At 74.3% G+C, this 17,693-nt stretch carries 13 protein-coding genes; 9 read left to right on the top strand and 4 right to left on the bottom strand.

Features of this window, described 5'->3' with window-relative positions:
* Window positions 1-37: 37 nt before the first annotated feature.
* Genes ACIF8T_RS20825 through ACIF8T_RS20815 form a run of 3 tightly spaced genes read left to right on the top strand, consistent with a single transcriptional unit; the run spans window position 38 to window position 4,635 of the window.
* Window positions 38-1,201, top strand: coding sequence for a CaiB/BaiF CoA transferase family protein (locus ACIF8T_RS20825; protein ID WP_400037087.1), 1,164 nt, complete (start codon window positions 38-40; stop codon window positions 1,199-1,201).
* Window positions 1,198-2,412: an acetyl-CoA C-acetyltransferase gene (locus tag ACIF8T_RS20820; protein WP_400037085.1), complete on the top strand. Its 1,215-nt coding sequence runs from the start codon at window positions 1,198-1,200 to the stop codon at window positions 2,410-2,412. The genes ACIF8T_RS20825 and ACIF8T_RS20820 overlap by 4 nt, the downstream gene beginning before the upstream one ends.
* A gap of 36 nt (window positions 2,413-2,448) precedes the next feature.
* Entirely contained in the window at window positions 2,449-4,635 is a 2,187-nt protein-coding gene (locus tag ACIF8T_RS20815; protein WP_400037083.1) for a 3-hydroxyacyl-CoA dehydrogenase NAD-binding domain-containing protein, read from the top strand.
* Here the strand turns inward: ACIF8T_RS20815 and ACIF8T_RS20810 are convergent.
* Window positions 4,621-5,325, bottom strand: a complete 705-nt coding sequence (locus ACIF8T_RS20810) for a MerR family transcriptional regulator (RefSeq protein ID WP_400037081.1) — start codon at window positions 5,323-5,325, stop codon at window positions 4,621-4,623. The two genes, ACIF8T_RS20815 and ACIF8T_RS20810, sit on opposite strands and share 15 nt — an antisense overlap.
* Window positions 5,326-5,593: 268 nt before the next feature.
* On the opposite strand from ACIF8T_RS20810, the gene ACIF8T_RS20805 reads away from it, so the two are divergent.
* The 3 genes from ACIF8T_RS20805 to ACIF8T_RS20795 all read left to right on the top strand — a co-directional run bounded on the left by ACIF8T_RS20805 (window position 5,594) and on the right by ACIF8T_RS20795 (window position 8,186).
* Window positions 5,594-7,054, top strand: a complete 1,461-nt coding sequence (locus tag ACIF8T_RS20805) for an amino acid permease (RefSeq protein WP_400037079.1) — start codon at window positions 5,594-5,596, stop codon at window positions 7,052-7,054.
* A gap of 42 nt (window positions 7,055-7,096) precedes the next feature.
* Window positions 7,097-7,576 (top strand): macro domain-containing protein, encoded by a 480-nt coding sequence (locus ACIF8T_RS20800; RefSeq protein WP_400037077.1) that lies wholly within the window; start codon window positions 7,097-7,099, stop codon window positions 7,574-7,576.
* 106 nt (window positions 7,577-7,682) lie between these two features.
* Window positions 7,683-8,186: a hypothetical protein gene (locus ACIF8T_RS20795; protein WP_400037075.1), complete on the top strand. Its 504-nt coding sequence runs from the start codon at window positions 7,683-7,685 to the stop codon at window positions 8,184-8,186.
* Between the two features lie 443 nt (window positions 8,187-8,629).
* On the opposite strand, the gene ACIF8T_RS20790 is transcribed toward ACIF8T_RS20795, so the two are convergent.
* Both ACIF8T_RS20790 and ACIF8T_RS20785 read right to left on the bottom strand, forming a co-directional pair.
* Entirely contained in the window at window positions 8,630-9,517 is an 888-nt protein-coding gene (locus ACIF8T_RS20790; RefSeq protein ID WP_400037073.1) for an arginase family protein, read from the bottom strand.
* Between the two features lie 176 nt (window positions 9,518-9,693).
* Entirely contained in the window at window positions 9,694-11,220 is a 1,527-nt protein-coding gene (locus tag ACIF8T_RS20785; protein WP_400037071.1) for a M1 family metallopeptidase, read from the bottom strand.
* A 210-nt stretch (window positions 11,221-11,430) separates the two neighbouring features.
* Between ACIF8T_RS20785 and ACIF8T_RS20780 the strand changes: the two genes are divergently transcribed.
* The 3 genes from ACIF8T_RS20780 (at window position 11,431) to ACIF8T_RS20770 (ending at window position 16,470) form a co-directional block, all read left to right on the top strand.
* The gene (locus ACIF8T_RS20780; RefSeq protein ID WP_400037069.1) at window positions 11,431-13,386 is read left to right on the top strand and encodes a Xaa-Pro dipeptidyl-peptidase; all 1,956 of its coding nucleotides are present in this window, start codon (window positions 11,431-11,433) and stop codon (window positions 13,384-13,386) included.
* Window positions 13,383-14,657: a M14 family metallocarboxypeptidase gene (locus tag ACIF8T_RS20775; RefSeq protein ID WP_400037067.1), complete on the top strand. Its 1,275-nt coding sequence runs from the start codon at window positions 13,383-13,385 to the stop codon at window positions 14,655-14,657. Before ACIF8T_RS20780 ends, ACIF8T_RS20775 begins: the two co-directional genes overlap by 4 nt.
* A 79-nt stretch (window positions 14,658-14,736) precedes the next feature.
* The gene (locus tag ACIF8T_RS20770; protein WP_400037065.1) at window positions 14,737-16,470 is read left to right on the top strand and encodes a BCCT family transporter; all 1,734 of its coding nucleotides are present in this window, start codon (window positions 14,737-14,739) and stop codon (window positions 16,468-16,470) included.
* A 223-nt stretch (window positions 16,471-16,693) separates the two neighbouring features.
* Here ACIF8T_RS20770 and ACIF8T_RS20765 read toward each other — a convergent pair whose 3' ends face one another.
* Window positions 16,694-17,647, bottom strand: a complete 954-nt coding sequence (locus ACIF8T_RS20765; protein WP_400037063.1) for an NAD(P)/FAD-dependent oxidoreductase — start codon at window positions 17,645-17,647, stop codon at window positions 16,694-16,696.
* Window positions 17,648-17,693 lie beyond the last annotated feature (46 nt).

Raw genomic sequence — 17,693 nt, 5'->3', positions numbered from 1 at the left:
CTGGTGTTACATCGGTCGTGTCACAGCTGGGGGCTCGATGACAGAGGCGAAGGCGCCGTCCGGACAGGGCCCGCTCGCGGGCGTGCGCGTGGTCGAGCTGGCCGGCATCGGGCCCGGCCCGTTCGCGGCGATGCTCCTGGCCGACCTCGGCGCCGACGTGGTCCGCGTGGACCGCCCGGGCGGCCCGGGCCTGGGCATCGACCCGGCGTACGACGTGACCAACCGCAACAAGCGCTCGGTGCTCGTCGACCTGAAGGCACCGGACGGCCCCGGCCGCGTCCTCGACCTGGCCGCCCGCGCCGACGTCCTGGTCGAGGGCTACCGGCCCGGTGTCGCCGAACGCCTGGGCGTCGGCCCGGACGCCTGCCACGCCCGCAACCCCCGGCTTGTCTACGGCCGCATGACCGGCTGGGGCCAGGACGGCCCGCTGGCCCCCCGCGCCGGGCACGACATCACCTACCTCGCCGTCACCGGCGCCCTCGGCGTGATCGGCCGCCCGGACGAGCCCCCGCCGCCCCCGGCCAACCTGCTCGGCGACTACGCCGGCGGCGCCCTCTACCTCGTGGTCGGTGTCCTCGCCGCCCTGCACCACGCGCGCGCGACCGGCACCGGCCAGGTCGTCGACGCCGCCGTCGTCGACGGCGCCGCCCACCTCTCCGCGATGATCCACGGCATGCTCGCCGCCGGCGCCTGGCAGGACCGGCGCGGCGCCAACCTCCTCGACGGCGGCTGCCCCTACTACGGCACCTACGAGACGGCCGACGGCGGGTACATGGCGGTCGGCGCACTGGAGGAGCGGTTCTACGACGAGTTCCTCACCCTCCTCGGCGTCGACGGCCAGGCACCGGCGCGCACGGACCCCGCCCGGTGGGACGGCCTGCGCGAACAGGTCGCGGCCCGCTTCAAGGCCCGCACCCGCGACGAGTGGACCGCCGTGTTCGAGGACTCCGACGCGTGCGTGGCGCCCGTCCTGTCGCTGCGCGAGGCCCCGCACCACCCGCACCTCGCCGCCCGCGCCACCTTCACCGGCCACGGCGGCCTGACCCAGCCCGCCCCGGCGCCCCGTTTCTCCGCGACCCCCGCCACCGTCCGCACCGGCCCCGCGCGGCCGGGCGCCGACACGGCGGCGGTGGCCGGGGACTGGGACGTGCCCGGACTCCTCACCCCGCCCGCACCCCTTGAGCGAAAGGCCTCCTCGTGAGCACCGAAGCGTACGTGTACGACGCGATCCGCACCCCGCGCGGGCGTGGCAAGGCGACCGGCGCCCTGCACGGCACCAAGCCCATCGACCTGGTCGTCGGACTCATCCACGAGATCCGCGCCCGCTTCCCGGACCTCGACCCGGCCGCCGTCGACGACATCGTCCTCGGCGTCGTCGGCCCGGTCGGCGACCAGGGCTCGGACATCGCCCGGATCGCCGCCGTCGCCGCCGGACTGCCCGACACGGTCGCGGGCGTGCAGGAGAACCGCTTCTGTGCCTCGGGCCTGGAAGCCGTCAACATGGCCGCCGCCAAGGTGCGGTCGGGCTGGGAGGACCTCGTCCTCGCGGGCGGCGTCGAGTCGATGTCCCGGGTGCCGATGGCCTCGGACGGCGGCGCCTGGTTCAACGACCCGATGACCAACCTCTCCGTCAACTTCGTGCCGCAGGGCATCGGCGCCGACCTCATCGCCACCATCGAGGGCTTCTCCCGGCGGGACGTCGACGAGTACGCCGCGCTGTCGCAGGAGCGGGCGGCCACCGCGTGGAAGGAGGGCCGCTTCGAGAAGTCCGTCGTCCCCGTCAAGGACCGCAGCGGCCTCGTCGTCCTCGACCACGACGAGCACCTGCGCCCCGGCACCACCGCCGACTCCCTGGCCGGGCTCAAGCCGTCCTTCGCGGACATCGGCGAACTGGGCGGCTTCGACGCGGTGGCGCTCCAGCAGTACCACTGGGTCGAGAAGATCGACCACGTGCACCACGCGGGCAACTCCTCCGGCATCGTGGACGGCGCCGCGCTCGTCGCGATCGGCTCCAAGGAGGTCGGCGAGCGCTACGGGCTCACCCCCCGCGCGCGGATCGTCTCCGCCGCCGTCTCCGGCTCCGAGCCGACCATCATGCTCACCGGCCCCGCCCCCGCCACCCGCAAGGCGCTGGCCCGCGCCGGCCTGACCATCGACGACATCGACCTCGTCGAGATCAACGAGGCGTTCGCCGCGGTCGTGCTCCGCTTCGTCAAGGACATGGGCCTGTCCCTGGACAAGGTCAACGTCAACGGCGGCGCCATCGCGCTCGGCCACCCGCTCGGCGCGACCGGCGCGATGATCCTCGGCACGCTCGTCGACGAACTGGAGCGCCAGGACAAGCGCTACGGCCTCGCCACGCTGTGCGTGGGCGGCGGCATGGGCATCGCCACCATCGTCGAGCGCATCTGACCCCCCTCCCGACGGATCACCACGGAGCATCCCCTCATGAGCACTGAGCCCACCACCATCCGCTGGGAGCAGGACGACACCGGCGTCGTCACCCTCGTCCTGGACGACCCCGACCAGTCCGCGAACACCATGAACCAGGCGTTCCGCGAGTCGCTCGCCGCGGTCACCGACCGTCTGGAGGCCGAGAAGGACTCCGTCCGGGGCGTCATCCTCACCTCCGCCAAGAAGACCTTCTTCGCCGGCGGCGACCTGCGCGACCTGATCCGCGTCACCCCGGAGACCGCCCAGGAGCTCTTCGACGGCGGCATGGCGATCAAGCGGAACCTGCGCCGCATCGAGACCCTCGGCAAGCCGGTCGTCGCCGCGATCAACGGCGCGGCCCTGGGCGGCGGCTACGAGCTCGCCCTGGCCTGCCACCACCGGATCGCCCTCGACGCGCCCGGCTCGAAGATCGGCTGCCCCGAGGTCACCCTCGGTCTGCTCCCCGGCGGGGGCGGCGTCGTCCGCACCGTCCGCCTGCTCGGCATCGCCGACGCCCTGCTCAAGGTCCTGCTGCAGGGCACCCAGTACACCCCGCGCCGCGCCCTGGACAACGGCCTGGTCGACGAGGTGGCCGACACCCCGGAGGACCTGCTCGCCAAGGCCCGCGCCTTCATCGACGCCCACCCCGAGTCGCAGCAGCCCTGGGACCGGCCGGGCTACCGCATCCCCGGCGGCACGCCGTCGAACCCGAAGTTCGCCGCCAATCTGCCCGCCTTCCCGGCCACCCTGCGCAAGCAGACGGGCGGCGCCCCCTACCCGGCGCCGCGCAGCATCCTCGCCGCCGCCGTCGAGGGCGCCCAGGTCGACTTCGAGACCGCCCAGGTCGTCGAGGCCCGCTACTTCGTGGAACTGGCCGCCGGACAGACCTCGAAGAACATGATCCAGGCGTTCTTCTTCGACCTCCAGGCCGTCAACTCCGGCGCCAACCGCCCCCGCGGCGTCGAGCCGCGCCAGGTCCGCAAGGTGGCCGTGCTCGGCGCCGGGATGATGGGCGCGGGCATCGCCTACGCGTGCGCCCGCGCGGGCATCGACGTGCTCCTGAAGGACGTCTCCCTGGAGGCGGCCCTCAAGGGCAAGGGCTACTCCGAGACGCTGTGCGCCAAGGCCGTCGCCAAGGGCCGCACCAGCCAGGAGAAGGCCGACGCGCTGCTCGCCCGCATCACGCCCACCGCCGAGGTGCAGGACCTCGCGGGCTGCGACGCGGTCATCGAGGCCGTCTTCGAGGACACCTCCCTCAAGCACAAGGTGTTCCAGGAGGTGCAGAACGTCGTCGCGCCCGACGCCCTGCTCTGCTCCAACACCTCCACCCTCCCCATCACCACCCTCGCCGAGGGCGTGGAGCGGCAGGCCGACTTCATCGGGCTGCACTTCTTCTCGCCGGTCGACAAGATGCCGCTGGTCGAGATCATCAAGGGCGAGCACACCGGCGAGGAGGCCCTGGCCCGCGCCTTCGACCTGGTCCGGCAGATCAACAAGACCCCGATCGTCGTCAACGACTCGCGCGGCTTCTTCACCTCCCGCGTCATCGGCCACTTCATCAACGAGGGCGTCGCCATGGTCGGCGAGGGCATCGAGCCCGCGTCGGTCGAGCAGGCGGCGGCCCAGGCCGGCTACCCGGCCAAGGTGCTCTCCCTGATGGACGAGCTGACCCTGACCCTGCCCCGCAAGATCCGCAACGAGACCCGGCGGGCGGTCGAGGAGGCCGGCGGCACCTGGACCCCGCACCCCGCCGAGGCCGTCATCGACCGCATGGTCGACGAGTTCGGCCGCACCGGTCGCAGCGGCGGCGCCGGCTTCTACGAGTACGGGGAGGACGGCCGGCGGGCCGGGCTCTGGCCGGGCCTGCGCGAGCACTTCACGAAGCCCGGCCACCGGATCCCGTTCGAGGACATGCAGGAGCGCATGCTCTTCGCCGAGGCGCTGGACACCGTCCGGCTCCTGGAGGAGGGCGTGCTGACCTCCGTCGCCGACGCCAACATCGGCTCCCTCCTCGGCATCGGCTTCCCCGGCTGGACCGGCGGCGTCCTGCAGTACATCAACGGCTACGAGGGCGGCCTGCCCGGCTTCGTGGCCCGCGCGCGGGAGCTCGCCGAGCGCTACGGCGAGCGGTTCACGCCGCCCGCGCTGCTGGTGGAGAAGGCGGAGAAGGGGGAGGTCTTCCGGGACTCAGCCCGTTCCTGACTCCGTGAGCCACTCGCCCAGCTCCTCCTTCAGCGACCGCTGGAAGGCCGTCAGGAGCGCCTGCACCACCAGGGGCTGCATGTGCGCGGACAGGGACTTCACGTCCCGGGCGTCCCGCTCGGACACCTCGCCGCGCAGGAGCTGGGAGAGCTCGTGGGCCGCGGCGCGCGAGTGCTCGATGAGCACCTTGCGCGCCGCGAGGATCGCCTCGTGGGAGAGCGGCACGTCCAGCAGCCGCACGCCGAGCCGGAGCAGCCCGAGGTCGACGTCGTACGTGCCGTCGCCGGGGCGCACCACGTCCATCGCGACGAGCCGCGCGGTCTCGTCGTCGCCGAGCGGCCGCCCCGCCCGTCTCTCCAGCTCCGCGTGCGTCACCGTCTCCACCGTGTCCGGCGCCCAGGACGCCACCACCGCCCGGTGGATGGCGAGGTCGCGCGGGCTCAGGTCCGGCGGCAGCTGCCGGAGGTACCGCTCGATGGCCGCCAGGGTCATGCCCTGGTGCTGCAACTCCTCGATCAGGGCCAGCCGGGCCAGGTGCTCCCGGCCGTAGTGCCCGACGCGCCGCGGACCGATCACCGGCGGCGGCAGCAGGCCCCGCGTGCCGTAGAAGCGGACCGTGCGCACCGTGACGCCGGCCCGGGCGGCCAGCTCGTCGATCGTGAGGGTCGGCTGCTCGGTGTCGGTCGTCATGTGCAGCAGTATCGCTGTACCACCAGTGCTGTGACACCTCTCCGGACCCTTGCGCGGCCACGGCGTGAACGGCCGGTGATCCCTGTGGGCACCGGGGGTGGATCATGTGAGAAGCGACGCTCTGTGACGTCGGCCACCGCGTGGGGGCGGACCGGTGTGGGAAGGTCCTGCCTTGGTCTGTGCCGCGTCACAAGGGTGGTGCGGGCCGAGACACCGTACGGACACCCGGGCCCACCACGCCCGGGGGCACCAGAGAGTGGAACCACCCGTGAGCAAGGACGCCGTGAACACGGCCGCGCCGCGCACCGATGCGGCCCGAGTGCCCGCGGACGCGGGCGACGCCGGTTACAGCAAGGACCTCAAGGCCCGCCACGTCAACATGATCGCCATCGGCGGCGCCATCGGCACCGGCCTCTTCCTCGGCGCCGGCGGCCGCCTCCACAACGCCGGCCCGGCGCTCGCGCTGGCCTACCTGGTCTGCGGCGTCTTCGCCTTCTTCGTGGTCCGTGCGCTCGGCGAGCTGGTCCTGTACCGGCCGTCGTCGGGCTCCTTCGTGTCGTACGCGCGCGAGTTCCTCGGCGAGAAGGGCGCCTACGTCGCCGGCTGGATGTACTTCCTGAACTGGTCGACCACCGGCATCGCCGACATCACCGCGATCGCGCTGTACACCCACTACTGGAGCCTGTTCACCGACATCCCGCAGTGGGTGCTCGCCCTGATCGCCCTCGCGGTGGTGCTGGCCGTGAACCTGATCTCGGTGAAGATCTTCGGCGAGCTGGAGTTCTGGTTCGCGATCATCAAGGTGGCCACGCTGGTCGGCTTCATGCTGATCGGCGTCTTCCTGCTGGCCACCCGGCACGAGGTGGGCGGCCAGACCCCGGGTCTGAGCGTGATCACCGACAACGGCGGTGTCTTCCCGCACGGCCTGATGCCCGTCGTGCTGGTCATGCAGGGCGTGATCTTCGCCTACGCGGCGCTGGAACTGGTCGGCGTCGCCGCGGGCGAGACCGCCGAGCCGGAGAAGGTCGTCCCGCGCGCGGTGAACTCGATCATGTGGCGGGTCGGCCTGTTCTACGTCGGCTCGGTCGTCCTGCTGGCCCTGCTGCTGCCCGGCTCGGTGTACTCCGCCGACCAGAGCCCCTTCGTCACGGTCCTCTCCAAGATCGGCGTCCCGGCGGCCGGCGACGTGATGAACCTGGTCGTCCTCACGGCCGCGATGTCCTCCCTGAACTCCGGCCTGTACTCCACCGGCCGCATCCTGCGCTCCATGGCCATGGCCGGCTCGGCGCCGAAGTTCACCGCCCGCATGAACCGCAGCCAGGTGCCCTACGGCGGCATCCTGCTGACCTGCGCGGTGTGCGTGCTCGGCGTCGGCCTGAACTTCCTCGTGCCGAGCCAGGCCTTCGAGATCGTGCTGAACGTCGCCTCGCTCGGCATCATCAGCACGTGGGTGATCATCATGGTCTGCCACCTGGTCTTCGTCCGCCGCGCCAAGGCCGGCCTGGTCACCCGGCCGCACTTCCGGCTGCCCGGCAGCCCGGTCACGGAGATCGCCACGATCGCCTTCCTGGTGGCCTGCCTCGGCATGATGGGGAACGACCCGGAGGTCGGCCGCAAGACGCTGCTGCTCGTCCCGCTGATCGCCGTGGCGCTGGTCGCGGGCTGGTTCGGCGTCCGGCGCCGCGTGGCACGCGACGCCGACCGGGAGCTGTCGCAGCTCACCGAATAGCGGGCCGGGGCCATTGTCAGTGGCTCCGTCTACGGTGGCGTCATGTCGGGGATCACGTACGTCCGGGGTGACGCCACCGCGCCGTCGGCGAAGGGCGTCAAGATCATCGCCCATGTCTGCAACGACGTCGGCGGGTGGGGGAAGGGCTTCGTCGTGGCGCTGTCACGGCGCCGGCCGGAGCCGGAGGCGGCCTTCCGGGCCTGGTACCGGGGCCGGTCCTCCAACGACTTCGGCCTGGGCGCAGTCCAGCTCGTCCAGGTCGAGCCACATGTGTGGGTGGCCAATATGGTCGGCCGGCGCGGCATCCGGACCGGCAGCAAGGGGGTGCCGGTCCGCTACGAGGCGATCGACACCGCCCTCGGCCGGCTCGCCGGCCGGGCCGCCGGGCTCGGCACCTCCGTGCACATGCCGCGCATCGGCTGCGGCCTGGCCGGCGGCCGGTGGTCACGCGTCGAACCGCTCGTGGCCGACCGCCTGGTCCGCCGGGGAATACCCGTGACGGTGTACGACCACGAGGGCTGACCGGGCCGGGCGGAGGGCCCGGGCCTGCCCTCCGGAACGGTGCGGTTCCGCCCGTCTCGGCGTGCATCCGTGCCGACCCGTACGGGCGAGCGGGTAAGGCTCCGGCATGGAGTTCATTCCCATGGAGATCGGCCCGCTGAACCCGCGCGTCCGGGAGACGGTGCTCGCGGGCGTCCTGTTCGCCGTCTGCCACCTCGTCCTGACCCGGCTGCTCCGCAGGATCGACCGCGTCCTGGACGCCCGCGAGCAGGCGACGAGCGGGGCCGGCCGGCGGGCCGAGGAGGTGCGGGCCCACGCCGCGGACGTACGCGAGCGGACGCACGCCCTGCTCGCCGAGGCCCGCCACGACGCGGCCCGCATCCGGCAGCGGGCCCGGCAGGAAGGCGCCACCCTGCTCGCCGCCGCCCGCGACGACGGACTGCGCGAGCGCGACAGGCTCCTGGCCGAGGCCGGCGCCCGTCTGGCGGCCGAGCGCGAGGCGGCCGAGGCCGAGCTGCGAACCCGCGTCCCGCACCTCGCGGCGGAGCTGGCCGGCCGCGTCGTGGGGGAGCCGGTCGGCCCCGCGGCGCGGATGCCCTCGGCCGACGGCCGGCAGATCCCCGGGCCCTGATCACCGCCGCTCACGGCGGGGCGGGCCCGAGCGCGGTGCCCCGCCCGCCGGACGCGGGAGCCGCGCGGAGGCGTACGGGCGTCGGGGAGCCGGTCGGCCCCGCGGCGCGGATGCCCTCGGCCGACGGCCGGCAGATCCCCGTGCCCTGATCACCGCCGCTCACGGCGGGGCGGGCCCGAGCGCGGTGCCCCGCCCGCCGGACGCGGGAGCCGCGCGGAGGCGTACGGGCGTCGCCGGGGGCGTGGGCCCGCGTCGGAGCCGGGCGTGCGGCGGTGGCAGCGAGACGCGGCCCGGGCCCGAGAGGGCCGTGGCCCGCAGGGGTCGCGGTCGGCCCTCCGCCGTGGTCGGCCCTCCGCCGCGGACGGCCGGTCGGGAGGCGCCGCGTCGCCCGCCGCAGCCGAGGACGTGCCCGGGTGCGAGTCCCACGGGGTCGGCCGGACCGGTCACACCTCCGGTGCGAACGCCCGCAGCAGACACGCCGTGAACCGTGCCGCGATCTCCCCGTCCGGGTCCAGCCGGGGATTGAAGATCGTCACGCCCAGGCCGGCGGCACCGGTGTCCGACAGGGCCGTCCGCAGGACCGTCTCCAGCTCGCTCCAGCCCAGCCCGCCGGGCAGCCGGTAGTCGACCGCGGGCATGACCGCGTCGTCCAGCACGTCGGCGTCCAGGTGCACCCAGTACCCGGCGCCCGCGCCGTCGCCGGCCAGCAGGCCGACCGCGCGGCGTGCCGCCTCCCCGGCGCCCAGCGCCCGCACGGTGTCCAGGTCCATCGCGTGCAGTCCGGGCGGCAGCGGCTGCATCCCGGCCTCCGCGGACTCCTCCCCGTCGCGGAACCCGAACGCGACGACGTCCTCGTCCCGCACCAGCGGACCGAGCCCTTCCGGATCGGTCAGGACCCGAGGGCCCCGGCCGGTCGCCAGCGCGAGCTCCATGGAGGCCACCTCACCGGCCGGCTCCGCCGAGGGCTGGTAGAAGTCGGTGTGGCCGTCCAGGAACAGCAGCCCGGGCCGGCCCCGGCGGCGCAGCGCGAGCAGGTTCCCCAGCAGGGTGCTGCAGTCGCCGCCCAGCACCAGCGGGAACCGCCCCGCGTCGATCACCCCGCCCACCGCGTCGGCCAGCGCCAGGGAGTGGGCGGCGATGCCGTCCGGGTTGAGGACCCCGGTGCCGGGGTCCCGCTCCGGGTCGTACGGCGGCGGCTCGACGCGGCCCGCCCGGACCGTCCCGAGCCCGGCGGCCAGGCCGGCCCCCAGCAGGGCCTCCGGCAGCTCCTCCACACCGGTCGGCCGCAGCCCCAGCACGGACGGAGCCTCGATGATCGCCACGTCCCGCACGTCCGGCTCCCTCGTCGGCCCGGCGACGCCGGCCGGCCCACGTGCCCGGCGCGCATGGGCCCACCGTAGAACGCCGGGTACGGCGGGGCACGCCGGAGCGCACCCGCCCCGCACGGTCCGGGCGGCGCCGGCGGACACGGGCCGCCGGCGCCCGGCGCGGGCCCGGGACCGCGCGCCTACTCGTGGTCGTGGCCGTGGCCGTGCCCCTGCCCCCGCTCGTGCACCCCGTTCGTCGCGGCGATCTTCTTCCACGACCTCGGCTGCACGGCCGCGCTCCGCCCCGTCGCGAGGGACGCCGCGCGGGCCGCCGGGGCGTCCGGCTTCGACGGCTGGAGCAGCCACGTGTCGAACAGCGCGGCCAGCGGCTGCCGGGACACCTCCTCGGCGTACCGCCGGAAGTCGGCGACCGAGGCGTTGCCGTGGGCGTACCGGCTCGGCCATCCCTTGAGGATCGTGAAGAACGCCTCGTCGCCGATCTCGTTGCGCAGCGCCTGCAGGGCCAGCGCGCCCCGGTCGTACACCGCGAGGTGGAACTGGTTCTCCGGCCCCGGGTCGCCGGGCCGCACCGTCCAGAACGGATCGTCGGCCGGGTGCGAGGCGTACACGTGGTCGGCGAGCTCCTGCGCGGTGCCCTCGCCCTCGTGCTCGGACCACAGCCACTGCGCGTACCGCGCGAAGCCCTCGTTGATCCAGATGTCCTTCCACCCGGCCACGGAGACCGAGTCGCCGTACCACTGGTGGGCCAGTTCGTGCACGACGACGGAGGTGTTGGACCCGTTGGCGAACTGGCGCGGGCTGTAGTACGGCCGGGTCTGCGTCTCCAGGGCGTACCCGGTGGTCGTGTTCGGCACGTACCCGCCGAGCGCGTCGTACGGATACGGCCCGAAGTACCCGGTCAGCCAGTCGGCGACCTCCCCGGTCCGCTCGACGCTGGCCCGCGCCGCGCCGGCGAGCGCGCCGAGGTCCTTGCTGTACGCGTTGAGGACCGGGACGCCGTGCTCGGTGCGGCCGGTGGTGATGTCGAACTTCCCGACGGCGAGCGTGGCGAGGTACGTGGCCTGCGGCTTGGCGGACCGCCAGTTCCAGCGGGTCCAGCCCAGGCGCGAACTCGTCGACTGGAGCGTGCCGTTGGAGATGGCCTGGCTGCCGTCCGGCACCAGCACCGACACGTCGTAGGTGGCCTTGTCCAGCGGGTGGTCGTTGCTGGGGAACCACCACCAGGCCGCCTCGGGCTCGTTGGCCGCGACGCCGCCGTCCGGGGTGCGGTGCCAGCTGGTGAAGCCGTACGCCTGCTGCGACGACGGCACCCCGCGGTAGCGGACCACGACGGTGACGGAGGAGCCCTTGGCGAGCGGGGTCCTCGGGGTGATCTCCAGCTCGTGCTCGCCCGAGGCCGTGAAGGACGCCTTCGCGCCGTTGACCCGCACCTCGGACACGTCCAGCAGGAAGTCCAGGTTGAAGCGGGACAGGTCCTGCGTGGTGCGGGCCAGGAGGGTGGCCGTGCCCTCCAGTTCGTCGGTCGCCGGCTGGTACTTCAGCCGGAGGTCGTAGTGCGAGACGTCGTAGCCGCCGTTGCCGTAGGCCGGGTAGTAGGGGTCACCGACGCCCGGCGCGCCAGGGGTGTGGCTCGCCGCCGATGCCGGGATCGCCAGCAGCAGGGCGGCCGAGGTCAAAGCGCCCGGAACGATGATTCTGCGGTGCACGGAGAACTCCAAGTCGTCGGGTCACGAACGATGTCGGGAGCCTATTCAGACCCGGTGCCTCTCGGCATGTCCATGGCCACCGCTGTCACACGATCGCCATTCGGCCGTCACGCCGGGCCCGGCACCAGGAGTGCTTTCCGGCCACGGCCGACCCGCCGCTCCGTCAGGTGCGCCCTTCTGCACGGGAGTTGACCGTTGTACCGTCCGCGCATGCCGAAACGCATGCGCTTCCCGACCTGGAGACCGCTCGCGACGGCGGCCACCGCCGCCCTGACGGCCACGCTGCTCACCCCGGCCGCGGCGGACGCCGCCCCGCGGGAGAGCCGGCCCGTGTACTCCTACGACGACGCCGTCCGCGAGGCCGTCTGGGTGGACACCGGACTCGACGAGGACGGCGACGGCCGCACCGACCGGGTCGCCGTCGACGTCGTCCGCCCCCGCGAACCCGCCCGGCAGGGCCGGAAGATCCCCGTCATCATGGACGCCAGCCCGTACTACTCCTGCTGCGGGCGCGGCAACGAGAGCCAGAAGAAGACGTACGACGCCGACGGCGACGTCGTCGGCATGCCCCTGTACTACGACAACTACTTCGTGCCCCGCGGCTACGCCTTCGTCGGCGTGGACCTGGCCGGGACCAACCGCTCCGACGGCTGCGTCGACGTCGGCGGCCGCTCCGACGTCCGCTCCGCGAAGGCCGTCGTCGACTGGCTCAACGGCCGGGCGCGGGCCTACACCACCCGCACCGGCGGCGTCCGCGCCGAGGCCGGCTGGTCCAACGGCCGGACCGGCATGATCGGCAAGAGCTACGACGGCACGGTGGCCAACGGCGTCGCCGCCACCGGCGTCGAGGGCCTGGAGACCATCGTCCCGATCGGCGCCATCTCCTCCTGGTACGACTACTACTTCTCCCAGGGCGCCCCGCTCTACGACTCCGGCCCCGACTGGCTCTCGCACTACGTGGAGAGCCCCGACGCCCGCGCGCGGTGCGCCGCCGTCCAGCGCGCCCTCGTCGAGGGCGCCCCACGCACCGGCGACCGGACGCCGCTGTGGACCGCGCGCGACTACGTCCGCAGCGCCGCGAAGGTGCGGGCCAGCGTCTTCGCCGTGCACGGCCTGCAGGACCTCAACGTCCGCGCCCAGCACCTCGGCCCGTGGTGGGACGCCCTCGCCCGGCACGGCGTCGACCGCAAGATCTGGCTCTCGCAGACCGGGCACGTCGACCCCTTCGACTTCCGGCGCGCCGAGTGGGTCAGGACCCTGCACCGCTGGTTCGACCACGAACTCCTCGGCTACGACAACGGCATCGACCGCGAGCCGATGGCCGACATCGAACGCCACCCCGACCGGTGGGTCACCTCCGCGGTGTGGCCGCCGCGCGGCACCCGGGCGGCCACCCTCCGCCCGGCCCCCGGCGACCGTCCCGGCGCCGGCACCCTCGGACCGGCCCGCGGCCGCGGCACCGCGGTCTTCACCGACGACCCGCGGCTGGGCGAGACCGACTGGGCCGCGCGGATCGACACCGCGACACCGGACAAGGCCGGTTTCACCACCCGCCCCCTCACCCGCGACCTGCGCCTCGCGGGCTCCTCGCGGGTCACCGTCACCGCGACCCCCAGCACCCCGACGGCCCACCTGTCGGCCGTCCTCGTCGACCTCGGCCCGGCCACGATCCGCGACTACGCCGACGCCGGCGAAGGCATCACCACGCTCGCCGACCGCACCTGCTGGGGCGCGAGCACCACCGGCGACAGCGCCTGCTTCAAGGAGACCCGGGCGAAGACCGCCGACGTCGGCCACACGATCGTCAGCCGCGGCTGGGCCGACCTCGGCCACCGCGCCTCCGACGGCAAGGGCGCCCCGCTCACCCCGGGCACGCCCGTCACCGTCACCCTCGACCTGGCGCCGACCGACCACGTGGTGCCCGCGGGCCACCGCCTGGCGCTGATCGTCGCGGGCACCGACCAGGGCCTCCTCGAACCGCCCGCGGACACCCCGACGCTCACCCTCAACCTGGCGCGCACCTTTGCGCGCGTCCCGTTCGTCGGCGGCACGGCCGCGTTCGCCCGCGCGACCTCCGGCGCACCGGCCGGCCTTCCCGCGGTCACCGTGCCGGACGGCGTGCGCGAGCCGCGCACCGCCTCCCGCGTCCCGGAGGGAGGCCGGTGAACCGCCTGCGCGCCCTGACCCTCGCCGCGGCGGCGGTTCTCGCCGCCGGTGCCGTCGCGGTCCCCGCCCACGCCGCCGACGCCCCGCCGCGCACCGGCTTCGAGCGGACCGGCGGCGCCCGCTGGACCAGCCAGCCCGAGGAACAGGAGTTCCTCGCGGCCGTCGACCGGGCGAGCGACCGGGTGACCCTGGCCCGCATCGGCACGACGCGGCAGGGCCGCCCCCTCCGGCTCGTCCGGATCGGCACGCGCCCGAGCCCGCACAAGGTGCTCCTGGTGTGCAGCCAGCACGGCGACGAGCCCGCCGGCCGCGAGGCCTGCCTCACCACGGTCCGCGACCTGGCGTACGCCCGTGACCCGGGCACCCGCCGCTTCCTGGAGCGCACCACCGTGCTCGTCGTACCGACCGCCAACCCCGACGGCCGGGCCGCCGGCACCCGCGGCAACGCCGACGGCGTCGACGTCAACCGCGACCACCTCGCCCTCGCGACCGCCGAGGGCCGGGCCCTGGCCGCCGTCGTCCGCGACCGGCGGCCCGACGTGGTGTACGACCTGCACGAGTACGGCGCCACACCGTCGTACTACGACGAGGACCTGTTCGACCTGTGGCCGCGCAACCCGAACACGGCCGCAGCCGTCCACCGGGAGGCGCGCACCCTCTCCCGGGACTACGTACGCCCCGCCGCGTGGGCCGCCGGGTACTCCGCCGGCACGTACGGCATCTGGACCGACCCCGTCACCGGCGAGCCGGTCCGGCAGGTGGCCGGGGACGGCCAGGAGCGGATCCTGCGGAACACCTCCGGTGTCAAGCACGCGGTCGGCCTGCTCGTCGAGAGCCGCGTCGACCCCCTCACCGACGCCGAACAGGCGGACGAGGCGCTGAACAACCGGCGCCGCGTGCACTCCCAGCTCGCCGCGCTGAAGGGCTTGTCCGGCTTCGCGGACGAGCGCCGCGGACGCGTCGAGGCGGCCACCGGCGCCGCCCGGCTCGCCGGCTTCGCCGACACCGGCCCGGTGTACCTCGGCGGCGCCGACAACGACCCGCCCGAGGAGTCCGAAACCCTCCGGAACCCGCCCTGCGGCTACCGGCTCACCGCCGGCCAGTACGCGCAGGTCGGCGACGAACTGGCCCTGCACGGCGTCCACGTCCACCGGGACCGCCACGGCGTGCTCGTGCCGCTGCGCCAGTCCCTGCGCGCGCTCGTGCCGCTGCTGCTCGACGCGCGTGCCGCGTACCACCTGACGGCGGGCGAGCCCGACACGGACTGCTGAGAAAGGGGGTCTATTTTCCGCCACACGTGGTAGGGGCGTACCGGAGGACTGTGTTCCACCTCCCTCGCCCCGACGAAAGGTGCCACGTGTGACGGACGACCAGCACAGAGACAAGGAACGCCATGCGGGAGGCGCGCTGCCGGGCTCGGAAGCGGGCCTGGCGGGTCGGCAGCGGCCCCGGACCGACCGGATCGTGTTCGGGGTCACCGCCGCGCTCACCCTGGCCTTCGTGATCTGGGGCGCCGCCGCCACCGACTCGCTGGAGGCCGTCTCCACCAGCGCGCTCGGCGGGCTGATGCACAACGGCGGCTGGGCGTTCATGCTGGCCGCTTCGGGCTTCGTCGTCTTCGCGCTGTGGCTCGCCGCCAGCCGCTACGGCCGCATCCGCCTCGGCGCCGAGGGCGAGGAGCCGGAGTTCCGGACGGTGTCGTGGGTCGCGATGATGTTCAGCGCCGGCATGGGCATCGGCCTGATGTTCTACGGCGTGAGCGAGCCGCTCGCGCACTACGCGACGGCCCCGCCCGGCACCGACCCGGCCGACTCCGGCGCCCGCATGGAGACGGCCATGGCCACCACCCTCTTCCACTGGACGCTCCACCCCTGGGGCATCTACGCCGTGGTCGGCCTCGGCATCGCCTACAGCACCTTCCGCAGGCGCCGCCGGCAGACCATCAGTGCCGTCTTCACCCCGCTCATCGGGGAGAAGCACGCCAACGGGGCGGCCGGGCGGGTCATCGACATCCTCGCCATCGTCGCGACCGTCTTCGGCTCCGCCGCCTCACTGGGGCTCGGCACGCTCCAGATCGGCTCCGGCGTGCGGGAACTGGGCTGGATGGACGAGGTGAGCACCGCGCTGCTGGTCACCATCATCGTGGTGCTGACCGCCGCGTTCGTCGCCTCCGCGGTCTCGGGCGTGGAGCGGGGCATCCAGTGGCTGTCCAACACCAACATGGTGCTGGCGCTGGTCCTCGCCCTGTTCGTGTTCGTGGCCGGTCCGACCATCATCGTCCTCGACCTGCTGCCCACCTCCGTCTTCGCCTACCTCGGCGACCTGCCGCAGCTCGCCGGCCGCACCGAGGCCAGCGGCGGCGACGGGGTCGCGGACTGGCTCGGCAACTGGACCGTCTTCTACTGGGCGTGGTGGATCTCCTGGACGCCCTTCGTCGGCATGTTCATCGCCCGCATCAGCCGGGGCCGGACGATCCGGCAGTTCGTCGGCGGGGTCATCCTCGTGCCCAGCACGGTCAGCCTGGTGTGGTTCGCGGTCTTCGGCGGCTCGGCGATGAAGATGCGCGAGCAGGGCCGCCTCGGCGACGAGTCGACCCCGGAGGGCCAGCTCTTCGCCGTGCTGCGGGAGTTCCCGCTCGCCACCGTCACCAGCCTGCTGGTCATGATCCTCGTCGGCATCTTCTTCGTCTCCGGCGCCGACGCGGCCTCCATCGTGATGGGCAGCCTCTCCCAGCGGGGCGCGCTGGAACCGAGCCGCCCGGTGGTGGTGTTCTGGGGCGTGCTCACCGGCGCCGTGGCCGCGATCATGCTCCTGGTCGGCAGCGGGCAGGGCGACGCGCTGACCGGCCTGCAGAACCTCACGATCCTCGCGGCGGCCCCGTTCGTCGTCGTCATGGCCGTCATGTGCGTCGCCCTGCTGCGCGACCTGCGCAGGGACCCGGTCATCGTCCGCGGCGAGATGGGCTCCGAGGCCGTCGAACTCGCCGTCATCGAAGGCCACCGGAAGTACGACGGCGAGTTCGCGCTCCGCGTCGGCCCGGGCCGCGGCCCGGACGTGGAGGGCGACCCGATCGGCAAACACTGAGGCACACCGCCGCCGGCCGGGCCGGTCCCCCCGGGGGACCGGCCTGGCCGCGTTGCGCGCGCCCTCGGCCGGTCGCGTCCCGCGCGCACCCCGGGCCGGTCTTCCCCGCCGGATGAGCGCGGCCGGGTTCTCCCCGCGCCGCGGGCCCGTCCCCACCCACCCCCGGCCCGCCCCCGGCCGGGCATCGACCAACCCGCGCCCCGCACACGCCCCGTCCACCCCCTCAGCCGCACGCCAGCGCAGCCGCCTCCCGCGCGCACCCCCAGGCCACCGTCACGCCCGCGCCGCCGTGGCCGTAGTTGTGCACCAGCGCCCGGCCGTCCGGCAGGTCCTCCCGCTCCAGCCGCACCGCGGGCCGCGCGGGCCGCAGTCCCACCCGGTGCGCCAGCACCCGCGCCCCGGCGATCTCCGGCCGCAGCGCCGCGCACCGCGCGACGATCGCCTCCGCCACCGCCGGGTCCGGCTCCGTCGACCAGACGTCCTCCTGCGCGGTGCCGCCCAGCACGAGCCGCCCCGGCTGCGGGAAGACGTACGCCATCTCCGCGTCACCGGTGCCGGCGACGAGCCAGGTGTCGACGCCGGGGTTCGTCACGACGACCAGCTGCCCGCGCACGGGCCGCACGGCCGGGTCCGGCACCAGCTCCCGCGCGCCCAGCCCCGTGCAGTTGACCACGACCGGCGCCTGCGCCTCCGGGAACCCGGGGGAGACGGCACGGGTCTCGACCGTCCCGCCCGCCGCGAGCAGCCGCTCCCGCAGCCAGCGCAGATGAACCGGCATGTCGATGAGCGGCAGCCGCGCCCGGATCCCCGTCCCGGCGTACTCCTCGGCCGTCGCCGCCCGCAGCCCCGGCACCCGGCCGGCCGCCCACGCGTCCGCCTCGTCGAGGCCGGTCCCGCCCATGACCCCCTCGACCAGGCGGACGCCGGTCTCCCCGGGCCGGGCCGCCAGCTCCGCGTACACGTCCAGCGACCGCAGCGCCCACTCCCGGGCCGGCGCGAGCGGCTCGATGCGGTACGGCCACCACAGGGCCCCGGCCACCGCCGAGGTGGTCGCCTCGGCCGGCTCCCGCGTCCACACCCGCACCCGCGCGCCGCGCTCGGCCAGCAGCACGGCCGTCGTCAGCCCGACGACCCCGCCGCCGACGACCACGATCCCGCCACCCGCTCCACCCGCCATGCCGGGACCGTAGCGGAATCCGGCATGACGCGCTCAGATCACGCCC

It is taken from the genome of Streptomyces sp. NPDC085946, from assembly GCF_044540485.1.
GTDB lineage: Bacteria > Actinomycetota > Actinomycetes > Streptomycetales > Streptomycetaceae > Streptomyces.
Note: the sequence above shows the minus strand (reverse complement) of the source record. Positions and strands in the feature narration are given on the sequence as shown.